Source organism: Devosia subaequoris, assembly GCF_014197055.1.
GTDB lineage: Bacteria > Pseudomonadota > Alphaproteobacteria > Rhizobiales > Devosiaceae > Devosia > Devosia subaequoris.
Genome location: NZ_JACIEW010000003.1, coordinates 31359 through 47942, shown reverse-complemented (window position 1 = coordinate 47942; position 16584 = coordinate 31359). Strand labels below are relative to the sequence as shown.

15 protein-coding genes are annotated in these 16584 nt (G+C 62.0%); 8 read left to right on the top strand and 7 right to left on the bottom strand.

Annotated features, from left to right (window positions below):
- Positions 1-44: 44 nt before the first annotated feature.
- Positions 45-485 carry a hypothetical protein gene (locus tag GGR20_RS06965; protein ID WP_183310532.1) on the bottom strand — a complete coding sequence of 147 codons (441 nt, stop codon included), beginning with the start codon at positions 483-485 and terminating at the stop codon, positions 45-47.
- A gap of 176 nt (positions 486-661) precedes the next feature.
- Between GGR20_RS06965 and motA the strand changes: the two genes are divergently transcribed.
- From motA to GGR20_RS06950, 3 genes are all read left to right on the top strand, one after another.
- Entirely contained in the window at positions 662-1525 is an 864-nt protein-coding gene (gene motA, locus GGR20_RS06960) for a flagellar motor stator protein MotA (RefSeq protein WP_183310531.1), read from the top strand.
- Positions 1526-1549: 24 nt separating this feature from the next.
- Entirely contained in the window at positions 1550-2470 is a 921-nt protein-coding gene (locus GGR20_RS06955; RefSeq protein ID WP_183310530.1) for a flagellar motor protein MotB, read from the top strand.
- Positions 2471-2720: 250 nt separating this feature from the next.
- Positions 2721-3695 carry a FecR family protein gene (locus GGR20_RS06950; protein WP_183310529.1) on the top strand — a complete coding sequence of 325 codons (975 nt, stop codon included), beginning with the start codon at positions 2721-2723 and terminating at the stop codon, positions 3693-3695.
- Here GGR20_RS06950 and GGR20_RS06945 read toward each other — a convergent pair.
- On the bottom strand, positions 3692-6016 hold the full coding sequence (locus GGR20_RS06945; protein ID WP_183310528.1) for a putative bifunctional diguanylate cyclase/phosphodiesterase: 2325 nt from the start codon (positions 6014-6016) through the stop codon (positions 3692-3694). The genes GGR20_RS06950 and GGR20_RS06945 overlap by 4 nt on opposite strands.
- A gap of 144 nt (positions 6017-6160) precedes the next feature.
- Between GGR20_RS06945 and GGR20_RS06940 the strand changes: the two genes are divergently transcribed.
- Entirely contained in the window at positions 6161-6334 is a 174-nt protein-coding gene (locus GGR20_RS06940) for a DUF1328 family protein (RefSeq protein ID WP_183310527.1), read from the top strand.
- Positions 6335-6408: 74 nt separating this feature from the next.
- On the opposite strand, the gene GGR20_RS06935 is transcribed toward GGR20_RS06940, so the two are convergent.
- From GGR20_RS06935 to GGR20_RS06925, 3 genes are all read right to left on the bottom strand, one after another.
- Complete coding sequence (locus tag GGR20_RS06935) at positions 6409-7947, bottom strand: permease (protein WP_183310526.1); 1539 nt, start codon at positions 7945-7947, stop codon at positions 6409-6411.
- The gene (locus tag GGR20_RS06930; protein WP_183310525.1) at positions 7944-8708 is read right to left on the bottom strand and encodes an ABC transporter ATP-binding protein; all 765 of its coding nucleotides are present in this window, start codon (positions 8706-8708) and stop codon (positions 7944-7946) included. Before GGR20_RS06930 ends, GGR20_RS06935 begins: the two co-directional genes overlap by 4 nt.
- A 147-nt stretch (positions 8709-8855) precedes the next feature.
- Positions 8856-9833, bottom strand: coding sequence for a ribonuclease T2 family protein (locus GGR20_RS06925; RefSeq protein WP_183310524.1), 978 nt, complete (start codon positions 9831-9833; stop codon positions 8856-8858).
- A gap of 94 nt (positions 9834-9927) precedes the next feature.
- On the opposite strand from GGR20_RS06925, the gene GGR20_RS06920 reads away from it, so the two are divergent.
- Entirely contained in the window at positions 9928-10125 is a 198-nt protein-coding gene (locus GGR20_RS06920; RefSeq protein ID WP_183310523.1) for a hypothetical protein, read from the top strand.
- Between the two features lie 63 nt (positions 10126-10188).
- On the opposite strand, the gene GGR20_RS06915 is transcribed toward GGR20_RS06920, so the two are convergent.
- On the bottom strand, positions 10189-12174 hold the full coding sequence (locus GGR20_RS06915; protein WP_183310522.1) for a bifunctional 2',3'-cyclic-nucleotide 2'-phosphodiesterase/3'-nucleotidase: 1986 nt from the start codon (positions 12172-12174) through the stop codon (positions 10189-10191).
- A 233-nt stretch (positions 12175-12407) separates the two neighbouring features.
- Positions 12408-13316 (bottom strand): PfkB family carbohydrate kinase, encoded by a 909-nt coding sequence (locus GGR20_RS06910; RefSeq protein WP_183310521.1) that lies wholly within the window; start codon positions 13314-13316, stop codon positions 12408-12410.
- Between the two features lie 133 nt (positions 13317-13449).
- Between GGR20_RS06910 and GGR20_RS06905 the strand changes: the two genes are divergently transcribed.
- From GGR20_RS06905 to GGR20_RS06895, 3 genes are all read left to right on the top strand, one after another.
- Positions 13450-14922: a mannitol dehydrogenase family protein gene (locus GGR20_RS06905; protein ID WP_420827433.1), complete on the top strand. Its 1473-nt coding sequence runs from the start codon at positions 13450-13452 to the stop codon at positions 14920-14922.
- A 156-nt stretch (positions 14923-15078) separates the two neighbouring features.
- Positions 15079-15999 carry a KPN_02809 family neutral zinc metallopeptidase gene (gene ypfJ / locus GGR20_RS06900; RefSeq protein WP_183310520.1) on the top strand — a complete coding sequence of 307 codons (921 nt, stop codon included), beginning with the start codon at positions 15079-15081 and terminating at the stop codon, positions 15997-15999.
- Positions 16000-16050: 51 nt separating this feature from the next.
- Complete coding sequence (locus GGR20_RS06895) at positions 16051-16557, top strand: cupin domain-containing protein (RefSeq protein ID WP_183310519.1); 507 nt, start codon at positions 16051-16053, stop codon at positions 16555-16557.
- Positions 16558-16584 lie beyond the last annotated feature (27 nt).

Sequence of the window (16584 nt, the reverse complement as noted above, 5' to 3'; positions counted from 1 at the left end):
CCATCGGGGGTGACTTTTTTATCCGATACTCGGGGGTGGCAAATTCAATTGTTGATGGCGATGATGCCCCATTGAGTGGCTGCGCAATCGTCGTCCAGACACACATTGCTGATCCATACTGCGCCATTGCCAACGCCCACGCCCTCTGAGGTGACGATGAGGTCTGCCACATCCTGATTGAGGAACGCCTGCTGCGTGTCGGAGGAGACCAGCATGTCGAAATTGTCGGCCAAGTCCTGTTCTTCGAGCACGTCGTAGGTTTCCCCATTGGCATTCACCACTAGCGGAAAGAAGGCATATTGTCCCCACGTGACAGGGTCGCCGAACATTACGGCGTCCTGGAGCAAGGAGAAGACCTCGAAGAACCCATCGGCATTGCCATGGATGGATTCGATACGGGCGTACACGTCCTCTTCTGACTCGGCGGCCACGGGGGAAGCCAGCAGCAGGGCGGCTAGCAAGGCAAGAGCGGGGCGAAGGAACATTGTGGTCTCGCTGGGGTAAGATTTGCCGTCACACTAGAGCGGTCCAATTCAATCTACATGCAAGGCGCGATGGCGGGAATACACCCCCTGTTAAGCGTAACCGGACCATTATGTGGGCTGTCGGGGCGCGTTTTTTTGCCCCTCCTGCCTGTTTGTATTGAGTTTGAGTAAGCCCTATGCGCCTGATTATCGGTATCGTCGTCGTCTTTGCCTGCGTGTTTGGTGGCTATGCGGCGATGGGCGGCAAGCTCTACGTGTTGTGGCAGCCTTTTGAATTCGTGATCATTCTGGGCGCAGCGATCGGTGCTTTCATCATCGCAAACGGGGCGCCGGTGCTCAAGGCGGTGCCGTCCATGTTCGGTACGATGCTCAAGGGGCCGAAGTACAACAAGGCGGCTTACGTGGAACTGCTGGGTCTGCAGTTCTCGATGTACAAGCTGATCCAGCAGAAGGGCATTCTGGGGATCGAGCCGCATATCGAAGACCCGCATAATTCCACCCTGTTCAATGCCTTCCCGACCTTTGCCAAGAACCACCATGCGGTGGAGTTCGTGTGCGACTACATGCGCATGGTGACCATGGGGTCCAACAATGTGCATGAAATGGATGCGTTGATGGACGAGGAACTGGAGACGCACCACCAGGAGCAGGAACGGATCGTGTCTGCCATGCAGGCGGTTGCGGACGGCACGCCCGCACTGGGCATCGTGGCCGCGGTGCTGGGTGTGATCAAGACCATGGGCGCTATCTCGGAGCCGCCCGAAGTGCTGGGCCACCTGATCGGCGGCGCGCTGGTTGGTACGTTCTTCGGTGTGTTTGTCGCCTATGGCTTTTTCGGCCCCATGGCCCAGTCGCTCAAGAGCACGTTTGAAGCCGAATCCAAATATTTCCTCTCGCTCAAGGTTGGCCTGTTGGCCCATATCGGCGGCCAGCCGCCGGTGATGGCGATTGAATTCGCGCGCAAGGCCTTGATGAGCGATGTGCGGCCCAGCTTTGCGGAAGTGGAAGCTGCCACCGCCGCCCTGCCGGTCACGACCTGATAGCCTGAACGGGGGCCAGCCAGAATGGCGAATTACGACCAGCCGATCATCATCAAGAAGGTCAGGAAGGCCGCCCATGCTCACCATGGCGGGGCCTGGAAGATTGCCTATGCCGACTTCGTGACGGCAATGATGGCGTTTTTCCTGTTGATGTGGCTGATCAGCATGACCACGCCGGAGCAGAAGGAAGGCCTGGCGAATTACTTCGCGCCGGCTTCGCTCAGCACGACCACGAGCGGCGCCGGTGGCGTCATGGGCGGCAATGCGATGGATAATTCGGGCAACCAGATGTCGGGCTCGTCGGCCGATGTGATCGAGGATCGTCCGGCCTCGCCGCAGAGCTCGGACCAGGGCACGACCGATACTCATATCGGCGGCGCGGCCCGCCAGCAGGGCAGTGAACGGCGCGCCAGCAGCGACAGCGAATTCAACCTGCAATCACTCGAGGCACAAGCGTTCCACAGCGCGGCGGCAAGCATCAAGCAGGCATGGCAGTCGCTGCCTGAAGTGACCCCGTTCCTGGACAATCTGCTTGTTGAACAGACCGAAGAGGGCCTGGATATCCAGATCATCGACCAGCAGGGTCGGCCAATGTTCCCCGAGGGATCCAAATATCCGCTGGAGCCCACCCGCGCAGCGATCGCGGCGATTGGCCCGATCCTGCAGCAGCTCAATGCCCAGGTGACCATATCGGGCCATACGGCGGCTGGCGGGCGCTATGACAATCCACGCTATGGGCCGTGGGAGTTGTCGGCAGACCGCGCCAATGTGGTGCGCTCGATCCTGGGCGAATTCGGCATGAGCGATGATCGCTTCAAGGCTGTTGCCGGACGGGCAACGGGCGAGCCGTTCTTTCCCAATGACCCTTATATGGCCGCCAATGAGCGCGTGCGGATTACCGTTGTGCATACGGCGCCGCCTGTGCCGGCAGGTCTGGCTTTCTAGGCGGAATTCAGCGCAGGAAGCGCTCAATCGCTCCTGTATATGATCTGCCGCGATATCCCGCCGCTGGTTTATCGACGGCTTTGCTACTCATGTTGTTAAAGTTTTATTTTCGTCATGCGAGTCGTGTTAACCCAAGTCTGAAAAGTATTGCTGCGTATGGCTCAGTACTTTCACGAAGTAAGGTTGAGTTAACAGGTTGCGCGCCAGATGAGCACTCAATTGCGGTAGTGGGCCGCGCCGGAGGAAGCTCATGTGTATCGGAAAATCTGTACTGGTTGCTTTGACGTTGTGCTGCACCAGCTCAGTTGCGCTGGCCGATGACTGGATCGCCGAGCGTCTGCGCGGCGGCGTGATGCAATACCAGAGCGGTAACTGGATTGCGCTGGAGCGTGGCCATGTGGTGCCCGATGGCGGCAAGGTGCGCACAACCGGCACCGGCCGGGTGGAACTGGTGCGCGGCCAGGAAAACATAGCGCTGGGGCCAAATACCCAGATCGCCGTGCGCGATGCAGCGGGACAGAAAATGACCAGCGTCATTCAGAGCAGCGGCGTTGTGACCGTCACTGCCGAGAAGCGCAATGTGAAGCATTTCTCGGTCCAAACCCCAATCCTCGCGGCCGTCGTCAAGGGGACCCAGTTTACGGTGACCTACAGCAATGGGCTCGCCCGAGTGGATGTGGCCAGCGGCGTTGTTCAGGTGCAAGACAGCGTTCACGACATGGTCGTGGATGTGACGCGTGGACAGTCTGCTGCTGCGAGCCTGGCGAGGCCGCTCGATGTCAGCGGTCCGGGGGCCAGCAAAGCGGTGTTCCTCATTGAAGGCGTAACGGTGCCGGCAGCAGCGCGCGCCGCGTTTCTGGGGGGTGGTGCCGCAGCTGTTAACGCGGCGGCCGGGGTTGTTGTCGGTGGTGGCACCGCCAATGTCTCCGCTGGTGCGTCTGCCGCTGGCGGAAGCGTAAAGGTCTCCGCTGGTGCGTCGGCAGGCGGTGGTGGCGCAACAGTTTCAGCGGGGGCGTCGACTGGCGTCGTTAGCGGCAACGTTTCGGCCGGAGCCTCCTCAGGTGGGGCCAGCGTTGGTGCAGGCGTTTCGGCAGGTGGTGGTTCCGTCGGGGCGAGCGTCGGCGTGGGTGGCGGCAGCTCGGGCGGTGGCAGCTCGGAAAGCTCGGTCTCCGTGGACCTGGGTGTCGCCGAGGTTGGTGTTAGCTTAGGCGGGCTGGGCCTCTAGCTGATCCGCTTTTGCCGGGGCGGCTGGGAAAGCAAGTTGGTGAAGTCTTCTCCGGAGATCGGGCGGCTGAAGTAGTAGCCTTGCCCATAGGTGCAGCCCATTTCTGTGAGCAGACGAGCGGTCGGCTCGTCCTCCACGCCCTCTGCAATGGTGTGCTTGTCCATTTTGGTCGAAAGCTCGATGATCGCCGCCAGCAGCCGATGATCCTCGGCCGAGGTGCGGTTGCGCACGAAGCTCTGGTCGATCTTGACCAGATCGAACGGCAGATCGCGGAAATAGCTCAGGGAAGAATACCCGGTGCCGAAATCGTCGATGGCCAGCCGCACGCCCAGATTGCGCAACTGCCACATGACCGCATGAACACGACCCGGGTCGGTTACACGGCTGCTCTCAGTAATTTCCAGTTCGAGCCGCGAGGCCGGCAGGCCAGAACTGCGCAGCGCCCTTGATACCGCAGAAGCAAGATCCACGTGTTGGAATTGAATCGGCGACACATTGACGGCCACGGTGACCGGGCTTGGCCAGGCGGCTGCCTGTTCGCAGGCTTCGTTCAGGATCCAGCGACCCAGCTCCACAATCAGACCGGTTTCTTCGGCAAGGGGAATGAACTCGGCCGGTGAGACAGGACCCAATTCGGGGTGATCCCAACGCATCAGGGCTTCGGTGCCAATGATCCTGCGGGATTTGAGATCGACCTGAGGCTGGAAATTCAAACGAAGCTGGTTTCGTTCCAGGGCACGTCGGAGGTCTCGATCAAGTTGGCGATGACGGTCCAGGATAGACTGATCTGCGGGGCTGAAGCTTCGCGTCTGGATCCGATCGGCGCGGGCCTGGATCAGGGCAATCTCCGCCTGATTGAGCAGTTCCGCGCGTGTGCGCGCGCCATTGGCAAAGCCTATGACGACGTCGATATGCAGGTGGTGGCCGTCAGCGTGATATTCCCCCGAAAGTGTGGTTCTGAGCTGCGCCGCCGTCTGGGCCAGACCATCCGCGTCGCCATCGTCGCCGCGCAGCAGCGCGAATGTCGCCGGGGTGGTGCGCGCAACTTCAGTAAATCCGGCATGCCCCAGGCGGTGGGCAAACTGGCGCAGCACGGTTTCGACCACGTCATGGCCAAGTGTCACCCGCAGTTCGTCGGTGGCCTGAACCTGCAGCAGCAGGAGAACTTGCGGCACGAGTGAGCGCGGTAGCTCCATCAAGCCCTGCTGGGAGAGCAGGCCCGTAGCCGCGTCGTGGGTTGCCAGAAAGCGCAGTCGGTCCTGGGCAGCGCGGCGCGCGAGAAGGTGGTCATAGCCATTGTCCGCCAGGGCCAAGCCAAAAAGAACGACGAGGCCGACATGCAGGCTTGCCGTACTGACCAGCAGATCGAGTTGGGAATAGGCAATGAGCGCCATCGCCTCGCCGAGAAACGCTGTGACCGCAAGGGCAGTAAAAATAGCGGGTATATTGGCGCTGCCTGGGCGGAAGAGCAGCAGCAAGGCCAGGATGGAAACGATCAGTACGCCGGGCAGATGGCCCCAGTTGGACAGGATGCGCCCGGTCTTCAGGGTTTCAAGAGCCAAGGCCTGAAGCACAGGGCCAGGTATGACGCCGTATCGAGGGACGGTGAAGAAGTCGCGCAATTCAATGGCGGTGGCTCCGACTACGATCTGCTTGCCCGCCAGCACGGCCGGATCAACCCGACCGTAGAGAACATCGGTAAAGCTGAGGCGCGGCAGACCGCTCAAATCCAGGCTGAAGTCGACTTCGAGAATTTCGGGCAGGGGAAGCTGGCTGCGGGCCAGCTGAACGGCCAGCGCCGGAATGGTGCCATCATCATCCGCGGCTGCGATAGGCAGGCTGCGCGCCGTTGCTGTCAGTGGATCGAGCAGGACATTGACCAGAACCGAGCCGGCAGAGGCTGCGAACTCGGGCAGGGGGCGGGAAAAATGGAGGTTTCCATCCGCTCCGGTCTGAGCGAAGGCGGCCAGCCAGGCGTAGCCGCCGGCCCGTTCAAGAGCTGCGGTAAACTGAGCGTCGTCAAATGGATCGCGGCTGCTGGAGAAATCGATATCGAAGGCAACTTCGTCGGCGCCAGCAGCCATCAGACGGTCGAGCAGGGCTGCATGAAGGCTGCGAGGCCACGGCCAGATACCGATCTCGGCCAGACTTGGGCTGTCCACCTCGACCACCACGGTTGTTCCGCTGACAGGACGGTTTGCCGCGGCCAACCGCCAGTCGTCGAGGCGCCGGTCGAGTGAGGCCAGCATGCCAGACTGGGTCAAACCCAACAACACCAGCAAGGCCACAATGGTGGCAGTCCATCTCAGCAGGTGCCGCAACAAGAATCTCCCCCAGCCAGAGCATATATTAGCCGGGTTAGCCCTGACATCCGGTTAAGACCGGATTATTCGTGCGGTCATGCTGGAACGGAGCCAGAGCGGGCGACGTTGCGAGAGAAACCGAAAAGAAGGCGAAGATTTCTCATGCTTCAACTCTTGCTTATTCTCGTCGTCGTCGCCTTTGTTGCTGGCATGCTGGGATTTACAGCGCTGGCGGGGGCGGCGGCGACCCTGGCCAAGATCGTTGCCGGCGTCATGCTTGTCGGCATCGTCATCATCCTGATCCTGGCTATGATGGGCTTGGCGATCCTGTTCTAGCTGGCAATATTTTTTCCGTCGCAGGCAGAGGCCGCTCGGCGTTTTGCGCCGGCGGTGCGCCTGGAAGTCCTGGATCAGGTCGGCTTTGGCGCGAGAAGGCGGGCAATCCCAAGAACCAGCAATGCGAGAATTGCAGGTCCGACAGCAAGGTAGAGGCCGGCGGCCCAGAGGGCGCCGGTGCCGGCCCAGAGGATGGATGAGAAGGCCTCGCAGAGGGTTGCCGCACGCGAGGCGACCTGGCGGCGGCGAAACATCGAACGCTTGGCGGTGACGCGAAACCAGAGCTGAATGGCGGTTGAAGCGGCTGCTGCAGCGGCGGCACAGGTGGCTGTAATCAGTGCCATGGGCCAGGCTGCGAGACCGATCATGAACAAGAGCGGCGCCATGACCAGGGCAATGATGGTCAATACCGCTTCGATCTTGGCGCGCAGTATAGTGGCGGGAGTAAGGGGCGCGGTTGCCACGAGGTCATGCGCGTCTTCGCCGGAAATGGCGAGCCAGGCGAGGCCGCCCGCCAGTTGGCCGCAGGCCATGACCAGCACAGGCACGATGACAATGAAGGTGCCGTCGCCTGAGGATGTGCCGTAATTGATCCAGAGCAGCAGGGCGGGCGGCACCAGATAGAGCAATTGCATCAGGGTTTGCGAAAGCAGCCAGGGGTCACGCTGGAGCAGCAGGAATTCCTTGCGGCGCAGGGCCTGGCGCTGGCTGGCTGGGCGGAAGGCGCGTTTTTGCGGTCGGCGTTGGCCCCGGACATGATTGAGCCCGGCTGCGGCGGTGGCCAGCCGGCCATAGCTGGGAGCGATCAGGGTCGCTGTTGCCACAAGCGCTACGACCGACAAGGCGATCAGCAGCAGGGCCGGCATGGGTTCGCCCAAAGCGGCGCGCGCCGGGAGCCAGAGAAGGCTGTTCGGAGGGGGCGCAGCGGCGAGGATGGCGTCGGACTGGAAGAAGGCCAACCGGGAAAAGCCCTCATGAGAGAGAATGGCGGCTGCCTGGATGCCAATGACAAAGCCGGCGCCGACGATGCCGGCGACGATCTGGGCAATGAGGCGTGTGCGGCGTGGGCCGGTGAGGCGGAACAGCAGCCTGGTGATGGCCATGGCGATGGCGACAGAGAATGCCGCCAGGGCCATCATGACCAGAATTGCCGACAGCCAGCGCGGCCCGTCCTGCAAAACGAGGGCGATGACCAGAGGGCTGACGAGAAGTAATCCGAGAGCGGCCGTCGAGACAAAGACTGTGCCGGCACGAACGGCAAACAGCCGCGCGCTCGAGGCCGGCGAAGACAGGATCAGGTCGAGATCGGACCGGCCGTAATATACCCGGGTGACCGCCTCGAGCGCCTGGGAGAGGGTGACTGTCCAGAACAGCAGGCCCATGCCGGAAATCGTCACCAGTGCCTGTTTGTCAAGGACGATACCCGCTTCAATCCAGGGGCGGACGGCAAACCAGGCAATGAGGAGCATGATACCAAAGACCGCGCCGCCTCCGGCGATCCAGCCGAAAAGGCGCCCGCGGCGGCCGCCTGTCACCATCGCCAGGGTGTCACGCCAGGCGAGGCGAAGCTCGTGGGCTGCAAGCCAGGGCAGGGAGGCTGGGACGAGGGTCACGCGGCGTCCTGCTCTGACCGAGTGTCTTCAGCCGTGCCCTGGGCGACCAGATCGAGAAAGATTTCCTCGAGCGTGGTTTCGCGACCGATACGGGTCCGCAGTTCCTCCAGCGTGCCTTCGGCAATCAGGCGACCTTCGGCAATCACACCGATGCGTTCGGCCATGCGCTCGGCGACTTCGAGAATATGGGTGGTCATGATGACGGTTACACCTGCAGCGGTTTTGCTGCGCAGGACATCTTTGACCTGGCGGGCCGAGCCTGCATCGAGGCCGGTCAGCGGCTCGTCAAGAATGATGAGATCGGGGTCATGCACGAGGGCGCCGGCCAGGGCGACCTTTTGCAGCATGCCCTTGGAGAAGCCGCCGCAAAGCTCATTGGCATGGGGCGACAGGCCGAGCCAGTCGATCAGTTCATGGGCTGATTGACGGGCGCGGCCCGGGTCGACCTGCCAGAGGCCGGCGACGAAGTCGAGATATTCGAGGGGGGTGAGGCGGTCATAGACCATGGGCTCATCGGACACCCAGGCCATGCGGCGCTTGGCAAAGACCGGATCGGCCAGGGCGTCGATGCCGAGAATGGAAATGTTGCCCGCATCCGGTTTCAGCAGGCCTGCCACCATGCGCAGGATGGTGGTTTTGCCGGCCCCATTGGGGCCAAGCAGGGCGTAGAATTCGCCGGCTCCGATCGTCAGGTCGACGCCCTTTACGACCGGGCGATCGAAGGCTTTGGTGAGGCCGGAAATGGTAAGGGCGGCGGGCATGGCGGCTCCTGTTGATCTGGAAACGCTAGCCTCGTCGCCCTTTCGGTCAAGTGAATGGCAATCGTTAACGGAATGAGTCAGGCGGCATTGCCGCACTCCGTTGCGCAATGGCTGCCGGAAAGGGGCGTTGACGTCCGCGAATTTGTGTCATTGCAGTCCCACCGCGTCCACCTGGCCGGAGCGGCATTCGATTTCGGCGGGGTTTGCCGCCCGCAGCAAGGTGCCGAAATTATCGGGTCCGGCGATCTCGCCCGTCAGGTTGATACGCAGTTCGGTGATGAGGGTGCGATTGCCGTCGCGCTCGCAGCTCATGGTGACCCGTTCGCCGCTGCCGGGACCGAACGCGTTGTCAAAAGCGTCGCGAAGCTGGTCGAGGGTGATGCGCTTGCCGATATTGCTGGCGAACAGTTCCGCAACTTCCGATGTGTTCAGGGCCAGCATGAGGTCCAGCGAGTCGGCGAAGTATTCGCGCTGGCCGCTGCCGTAGCAGGTGCCGTGCTTGGTCCATTCGTGCCGGTCGAGGCCAGACTGGCTGCCGGGCATGACTTCGTCCAGATTGCGGCGCTGGGCAATAGTGAGGTCGAGCAGAGGCAGATCACGCCATCGACCGTCGCGGCTGGCCCAGATGTCGCGCTCGGGGACCCCGCAATACTCATTGCTGCGTGGCTGAGGCCAGAGGCCATGCAGGGTGAAATGGGTGGCTTCGAAGCTGTTTTCGCGCTGGTTGCGGCATTCGGTGGTGCGCGAGGCTGTCTCGCAAAAAGCAGGCTGCCAATTGACGGCGAGGACGTATTGGGTGCCGCGGTAGGCCTGTTGCGGTGAGGACGTTTTGTCAGCCGTCGGCAGGGCGATATCGGTGGTGCCGCAAGTGATCTCTACCCAGCGGCGCGCAGGTTCTGCGCCGGGAATTATGAGCCAGAGATGGGTGGCCGGCGTGTTGTTGGCGGCAACGAGCTCATAGGTCTCGCCGGGGGAAAGAGTGACACTACCTGGATTGGTCTGGCGGTTGATCGACTGATAAGCAGGGCAGGCTGTTCCTGCGGTAAACGTACCAGATAGTGGCACCTCTGCAAGCGCCGGTGACGCGGCCAGCAGTACGGATGCGAGAGCGAGTTGCTTTAGCACGGTTCATCTCCGGGGCTTTTTTGTGCCGGTTTAGCATGTCGGAACCGCCAGGCTGCCAGCACCGTTCTTCTGGCATAGCCAAAGGAGGCATGGAATGTCTGAACCTGATCGTGAAACTGTAGTCGTCGACCGTGGCGGGAGCGGCGCTGGAATGATCGTCGGTATCATTGTGGTGCTGGCGCTGCTGGCCATCGGCTACCTGGTCTTCTTCAATGGCGACGGCTCCGGTGGCGGCACCGTGGATGTTGACGTTCCCGCCGTGAGTGTCGATGTGGCGCCGGACGGCCAGTAGAACTGGCTGCAGATAAGATTGTAGCGGGCGTCCCAGTGGGGCGCCCGCATTTTTGTGCACGACCTAGAGCGTAATGCGGTAGATGCCGAAGCCGGCTTCGTCGGTTTCGCCGGTCGCCTCGATGCTGACCGCAGTAACGTCAGCGACCTTATCGGCGGCTTTTGGCCCGGTGGCAAAAAGCACGGTCGTGTCGCCGATCGGGGCGAGTGACCAATTGCTGTCTGCCTTTGGGTTGATGGTGCCGTTTTCGATGATGTAGCGGACGATAATGTCCCGGTTGGTATCGGGTCCGATGAAGATGATGTTCTCGGCACCGGTACCGGGGAAGGAGCCACCGCCGCCAGCGCGGTAGTTGTTCGAGGCGATGACGAATTTGGCCTCCGGGTCAATCGGGGCGCCGTCATACATCAGGTCGACGATGCGGTTGGCGTCGGGATTGATCTCTTCCTTGCCGTCGGAAGAATATTTGGAAGGCTGGGTGAGGTCGATCTTGTAGGTCACGCCGTCGATTACGTCGAAATTGTATGACGGGAAGTCGGGATTGATCAGATCGGCATCTGTTGCACCGGCTTCAACCTGATTGAAGATGCCGGCGGAGCGTTCGAGCCAGTTCTTCACATCGGCGCCGGTCACCACCAGAGCCTGGATGGTGTTGGGGTAGAGATAGAGATCGGCCACGTTCTTGATGGCGACCGGGCCGACCGGCACGTCGGTGTAGTAATCCGGGCCGCCACGGCCACCGGCCTTGAAGGGGGCCGCGGCCGACAGGATCGGCAGGCTTTCCCATTCGGTGCCCTTCATCATCTGCTCAATGTACCAGGACTGGGCCTGGGAGACGATCTGCACCGACGGGTCATCGGCGACCAGGGCGAAGTAGGAGTGCAGGGGTGCAGCCGTTTCGCCAACCGGACGGCGGATGTAGTCGAGCGTTTCCTGATGCTCTTCAGCAACCGAGGCTTCGACCTCAGGCTCGGATTCCACCGTGGGGATGTTCTCGCGCTCGACGCGTTCGAAAATCGGGCGCGCTTCGGAGGTGTGGGATACCACGGCCCACTTGCCTGCCTCATCGACTTCGAGCAGCAGATCGACCAGGCCCATGTGTGAGCCCCAGAAACCGGGCATCACCGCCGGCTTGCCATTGAGGGTGCCAGCTTCGATATCAGCGCCGGGCACGTCGGCGTAGTCGGGGCCCGGGAAGACGCGGTGGTGATGGCCGGTCAGGACGACATCGATGTCCTCGACCGCAGCAAGCTGCAACGAGGCATTTTCCATGCCCGGGACATATTCGCCGCCGTCGATGCCCGAATGGGAAAGGGCGACAATGATGTCGGCGCCTTCTTCGCGCATCTTGGGCGCCCAGGCCTCGGCAGTCTCGACGATGTCGCGCACGGCGACCTTGCCGGTCAGGTGGGTGGCATCCCAAGTCATGATCTGCGGCGGCAGGAAGCCGATGACACCGATCTTGACCGTGTGGGTGGCGCCTGAGCCGTCGGTCAGTTCTTTTTCAAAGATGCGGTAGGGCTCGAGATAGGTATCGTCCTCAAGCGGGTTATCGCCCAGTTCCGTGCCACGCACCAGATTGGCTGAGACCAGCGGGAAATTGGCGCCTTCGAGCGCCCGGTCGAGGAACTCCAGGCCATAATTGAATTCGTGATTGCCCAAGGTGGCGGCGTCGTAGCCCAAGGTGTTGAGCGCGGCGACGGCGGGGTGAATGTCGCCCTGATCGAGGCCCTTTTCATAGGCCATGTAATCGCCCATCGGGTTGCCCTGAATCAGATCGCCATTGTCGAACAGCACGGCATTGCCGGCCTCGGCGCGGATCTGTTCGATGATGGCGGCGGTGCGCGCCAGACCCATCGTGTCGTTGGGAGCGTCGGCATAATAGTCGTAAGGCAGGATGGCGACGTGAATATCGGTCGTTTCCATGATGCGCAGATGGGCCTGGTTGGCCTGCGCCATGGCAGCAAAGGGGTGCATGGCGACCATGGCGCCAACACTCGCCGAACCGGCCAGGAAGCTGCGCCGGGAAATGGATGGGAAGAAGTTCATTTGATCGTCTCCAATGAAGTGCCGCTTTGCCGGGGGCGTGCTCCCGGCGGCCGGTTTTCGACCGGTTCTTGGCGCTTCCCCGTCCACGGGGAGCAGACCGCTCATGCCTTGCTCAAGTGACGAGCGCATGACGGCTGGATGGAGACGCTATGAAGTTTTTACCGGTTGGTCAATTTATGACAGTTTGATGACGAACACTTTCCTCGCGCAGAAGCGGGGCAGGTCAGACTTGTCTATTGAACCAGCTTTGGATCCACCAGAGCGCCCTTGTGGCCGATGACGATGCCGGCGGTGCGGTGGGCAGCGGCGGCGGCGTCGTGCAGGGATCTGCCATTTAGGCGGGCTGAGAGATAGGCGCCGTTGAAGCTGTCGCCAGCGCCGGTGGCGTCGACCACATTGGTGCCTGGGGGCGGCGCGATGCGGACCCGCTCGCTGGCGGTGGCGATCAGGGCATCCCCGGCGCCGTCCTTGACCACGACTTCCTCGACGCCGAGTTCGAGATAGCGGTCGGCGGTATCGTCGATGGTCTTGTCGCCAAACAGCGGCGCTTCATCGGTATGGGTGGGCAGGACGATGTCGCACAGGCTGGCGGCGGCCGTCAGCACGCCGGCCATGACGCGGGGAGAGGACCAGAGGGCAGGCCTGAGATTGGTGTCAAAGGCAATCCTGGCGCCATTGTCGCGTGCCTTGACGATGGCGCCGAGCAGGCGGCCGCGGGCGCGGGGGGCAAGGATGGCCAGGGTAATGCCGGAGAAATAGACCAGTTCGGCGCCTTCGACGGCATTGGCGAGCGCAGACTTGTCGTCGGCCAGCAGCTTGGCAGCGGAGCTGTCGCGCCAATAGGTGAAGTGCCGGTCGCCGTTTTCCTGGTGGATCATGTAGAGGCCGGGACGGCGATCATAAATGGTCTGGATGTGACCGGTGCCGATGCCGTTGCCATCAAGAAAAGCGCGGATGTCGGCCGAGTAGCGGTCCTGACCAAGAGCGGTGACGTAGTCGACCGACCAGTCCTTATCGAGCAGGGCGCGGAGGTACCAGGCGGTGTTGAGCGTGTCGCCGGCATAGCCGAGGCGATAGGTGCGGTCTTCGCCACCGCTCATCTCGATCATGCATTCCCCGATTGAGACGATGCGTTTGGCCACGGATTTCCTCCTGAACTTCAACGGGGTTATGACGGTGCGGGCTTGCTCCGGCAAGGGCTTGCCACTAAAGAGGCTCTATCTTGCGTCAAACTTCCATACAAGATGGAAGCCGCATGTCTCGAGGAGATTTTCCGTGTCCAGCCCGCGCCTCAACACAGCCAGCCTTGCCACACTCGCCAAGGGCACGAAAGTGCCTGGCTATGACCGGGCCAAGGTGACACCGGGAATCGTGCATCTGGGGATCGGGGCATTTCACCGGGCGCATATGGCGGTCTATGTCGACGATCTGCTGGGCAAGGACCCGAGCTGGGGCATTGTCGGGGCCAGCCTTCGCCGGCCAGACACCAAGGAGGCGCTGGAGCCGCAGGACGGGCTTTATACGATTGCCGTGCGCGATGCCGAGGGCACGCATCCGCGGGTCATTGGCTCGATCCTTTCGGTGATGGATGCCAATACGCAACGCGAGGAATTGCTGACGCTGATGGCCGATCCGGCCATTCGCATCGTGTCGTTGACGGTCACGGAAAAGGGTTATTGCCACGATCCGGCAACTGGCGAACTGGACCAGAAGCATGCCGACATTGTGCATGATCTCGACAATCCGACAGCGCCGAAATCGGCGCCGGGCATGCTGGTGGAGGCGCTGGCGCGACGCAAGGCGGCGGGTGTGGCTCCTTTCACGGTAATGAGCTGCGATAATCTGCCGAGCAATGGCGAAACGGCGAAGCGGATCGTGACCGCCTTTGCCGCGTTGCGTGATGCCGAACTTAGGGAATGGATCAAGTCTGTTGCCTTCCCCTCGACCATGGTGGACCGCATCGTGCCCTCGACGGCCGATGCGGACCGGGACGAGGTCGCCGGATTGATCGGCGCGGAAGATGCCTGGCCGATCATGACCGAACCCTTCACCCAATGGGTGATCGAGGATCATTTCCCGTCCGGGCGTCCTGAATTCGAGACGGTGGGCGCGCAATTGGTCGAGGATGTCGAGCCGTTCGAGCTGATGAAGCTGCGCATGCTCAATGGCTCTCATTCGACCATGGCTTATGCCGGTTACCTGGGGGGCTATGAGTATATCGCCGAGGTTATGGGCGATGCGGCCTATGTAAAGCTCATCCATGACTTGATGACCGAAGAAGCCATGCCGACCCTGGACATGCCCGGCGTCGATCTGGAGGCCTATCGCGATCAGTTGTTGGAGCGGTTCGCCAATCCGGCGCTGAAGCACCGGACCTGGCAGATCGCGATGGATGGCAGCCAGAAACTGCCGCAGAGATTGCTTGGGACGATCCGCGACCGTTTGAAGGCAGGGCTGGGCTTTAAGCGGCTGGCGCTGGGGGTGGCGGCATGGATGCGCTATGTGACCGGCGTCGCCGAGGATGGCGGTGAGATCGATGTGCGCGATCCGCTTGCGCTCAAAATGCATGCAATTGCCGCTGATGCCGGGGACGATGCCGAGGCGCTGTTTGACGGGCTGGTCGGGCTGAGCGAAGTGTTCGGGGCCGATCTGGCGGGGAATGCGGAATTCCGCGCGGTGGTCGTCGGGCATCTGGAGAGCCTGTTCGACGAAGGTGCCCGGGCGACGGTGGCAAAGGTGGCGGGATAGCCTCTCCCAGCTCGCCGAAAGCCTTTCGGACTGGGCGCCCTTACCTCTCCCTGGTAGGGAAGTGGGCTTTGCGTTCGTTGGGATGCCCGCGTGGAACGAGTTCCCCCGCACTTCACTTACTGCTAGCGTCCATGAAAATGTGAAAGGCGCGCGACGATGAAGTGGCGGGGTCGGGAGCGCAGCTCCAATATCGAGGATCGACGCGGGCAGCGGCGCGGCGGTCTTGGTGGGCTGGGCGGTTTGGGACGCAGCGGCGGCATTCGCATTCCGACCGGCGGGCGTGGTTCGCGCGGCGGCATATCGGGACTGATCGGCATTGTGGTGGTGCTGGGGATCATCTGGTTTGCCACCGGGCAGAATCCCCTGGACATGCTCTCCGGCGGATCGGGCGGTGCGCCGAGTGCCAATGCGACGTCGCGACAGCTTCCAGCGGAGGGGCAGGACGAGCTGGCCGATTTCGTGGGCGTGGTGGTCAAGGAAACTGAGGATCTGTGGAGCGCGCAGTTTGCCGCCATCGGGGAAGACTATCCCGAGCCGACAGTGGTGCTGTTTACCGATGCGGTGAACACAGCCTGCGGAGCAGCGGACAGCTCGGTGGGGCCGTTTTACTGCCCGGGGGACAGCAAGGTCTATATCGACCTTTCCTTTTATGACCAATTGCACCGCCAGTTCGGCGCGCCGGGCGATTTTGCCCAGGCCTATGTGCTGGCCCATGAAGTGGGGCACCATATCCAGAACCTGACCGGGGTCTTGCCCGAATTCAACCAGGCGCGGCAGTCGATGAGCCTGGAAGAGGCCAATGCCTGGTCGGTGCGGGTGGAATTGCAGGCCGATTGCTACGCCGGGGTCTGGGCCAACTATGCGGGACAGGAAAACCTGCTTGATAGGGGCGATATCGAGGAAGCGCTGAACGCCGCCAACCAGATCGGTGATGATACCTTGCAAAGGCGCATGCAGGGCTTTGCCGTACCCAAGACCTTCAACCACGGCACGTCGGCGCAGCGGCAAGCATGGTTCGAACGGGGCTATCAGTCGGGCAATCCGGGCGATTGCGATACTTTTTCGGGCAATGTGTAGCCGAACCAGCGATGGGGCTCGCGCGTTGCATGGGCTGCAACGGAGGCGCACATGCAAGGCAACCTGGCTGGAGTTACACTGGAACATTTCGCCGATAGCGGCACCATTCCCAACACCGTGCTGCCAACGATAATCTACAAGGGAGCGCTTTCGTCGCCCTCGGCGGAGGCCCTGGAGGCGCTGTTTGACGTCAATGGCTGGCCGAGCGCCTGGCGGTGGAGCGTGTATGACTACCATCATTATCACTCCAATACCCATGAGTGCCTGGGCGTGGCGCAGGGCCATGCACGGCTGCTACTGGGCGGGCCTGAGGGACGCGAGTTCTCGGTTTCGGCAGGAGACGTGATCGTGCTGCCGGCGGGGACGGGCCACAAGAAATTGGAAGCCAGCGACGATTTTCTGGTGGTGGGCGCCTACCCGCCGGGTTTCAGTGCCGACCTGATGCGAGGAGAGGCGGGCGAGCGGCCCGGGGCGGATGAACGGATCGCGCAGGTGCCACTGCCGAAAAGCGATCCGGTCGGCGGGCAAGGCGGCCCGGTGCTGGAGAAATGGGCCTGATGCCGAGCATGAAGCGAACTCAATCGG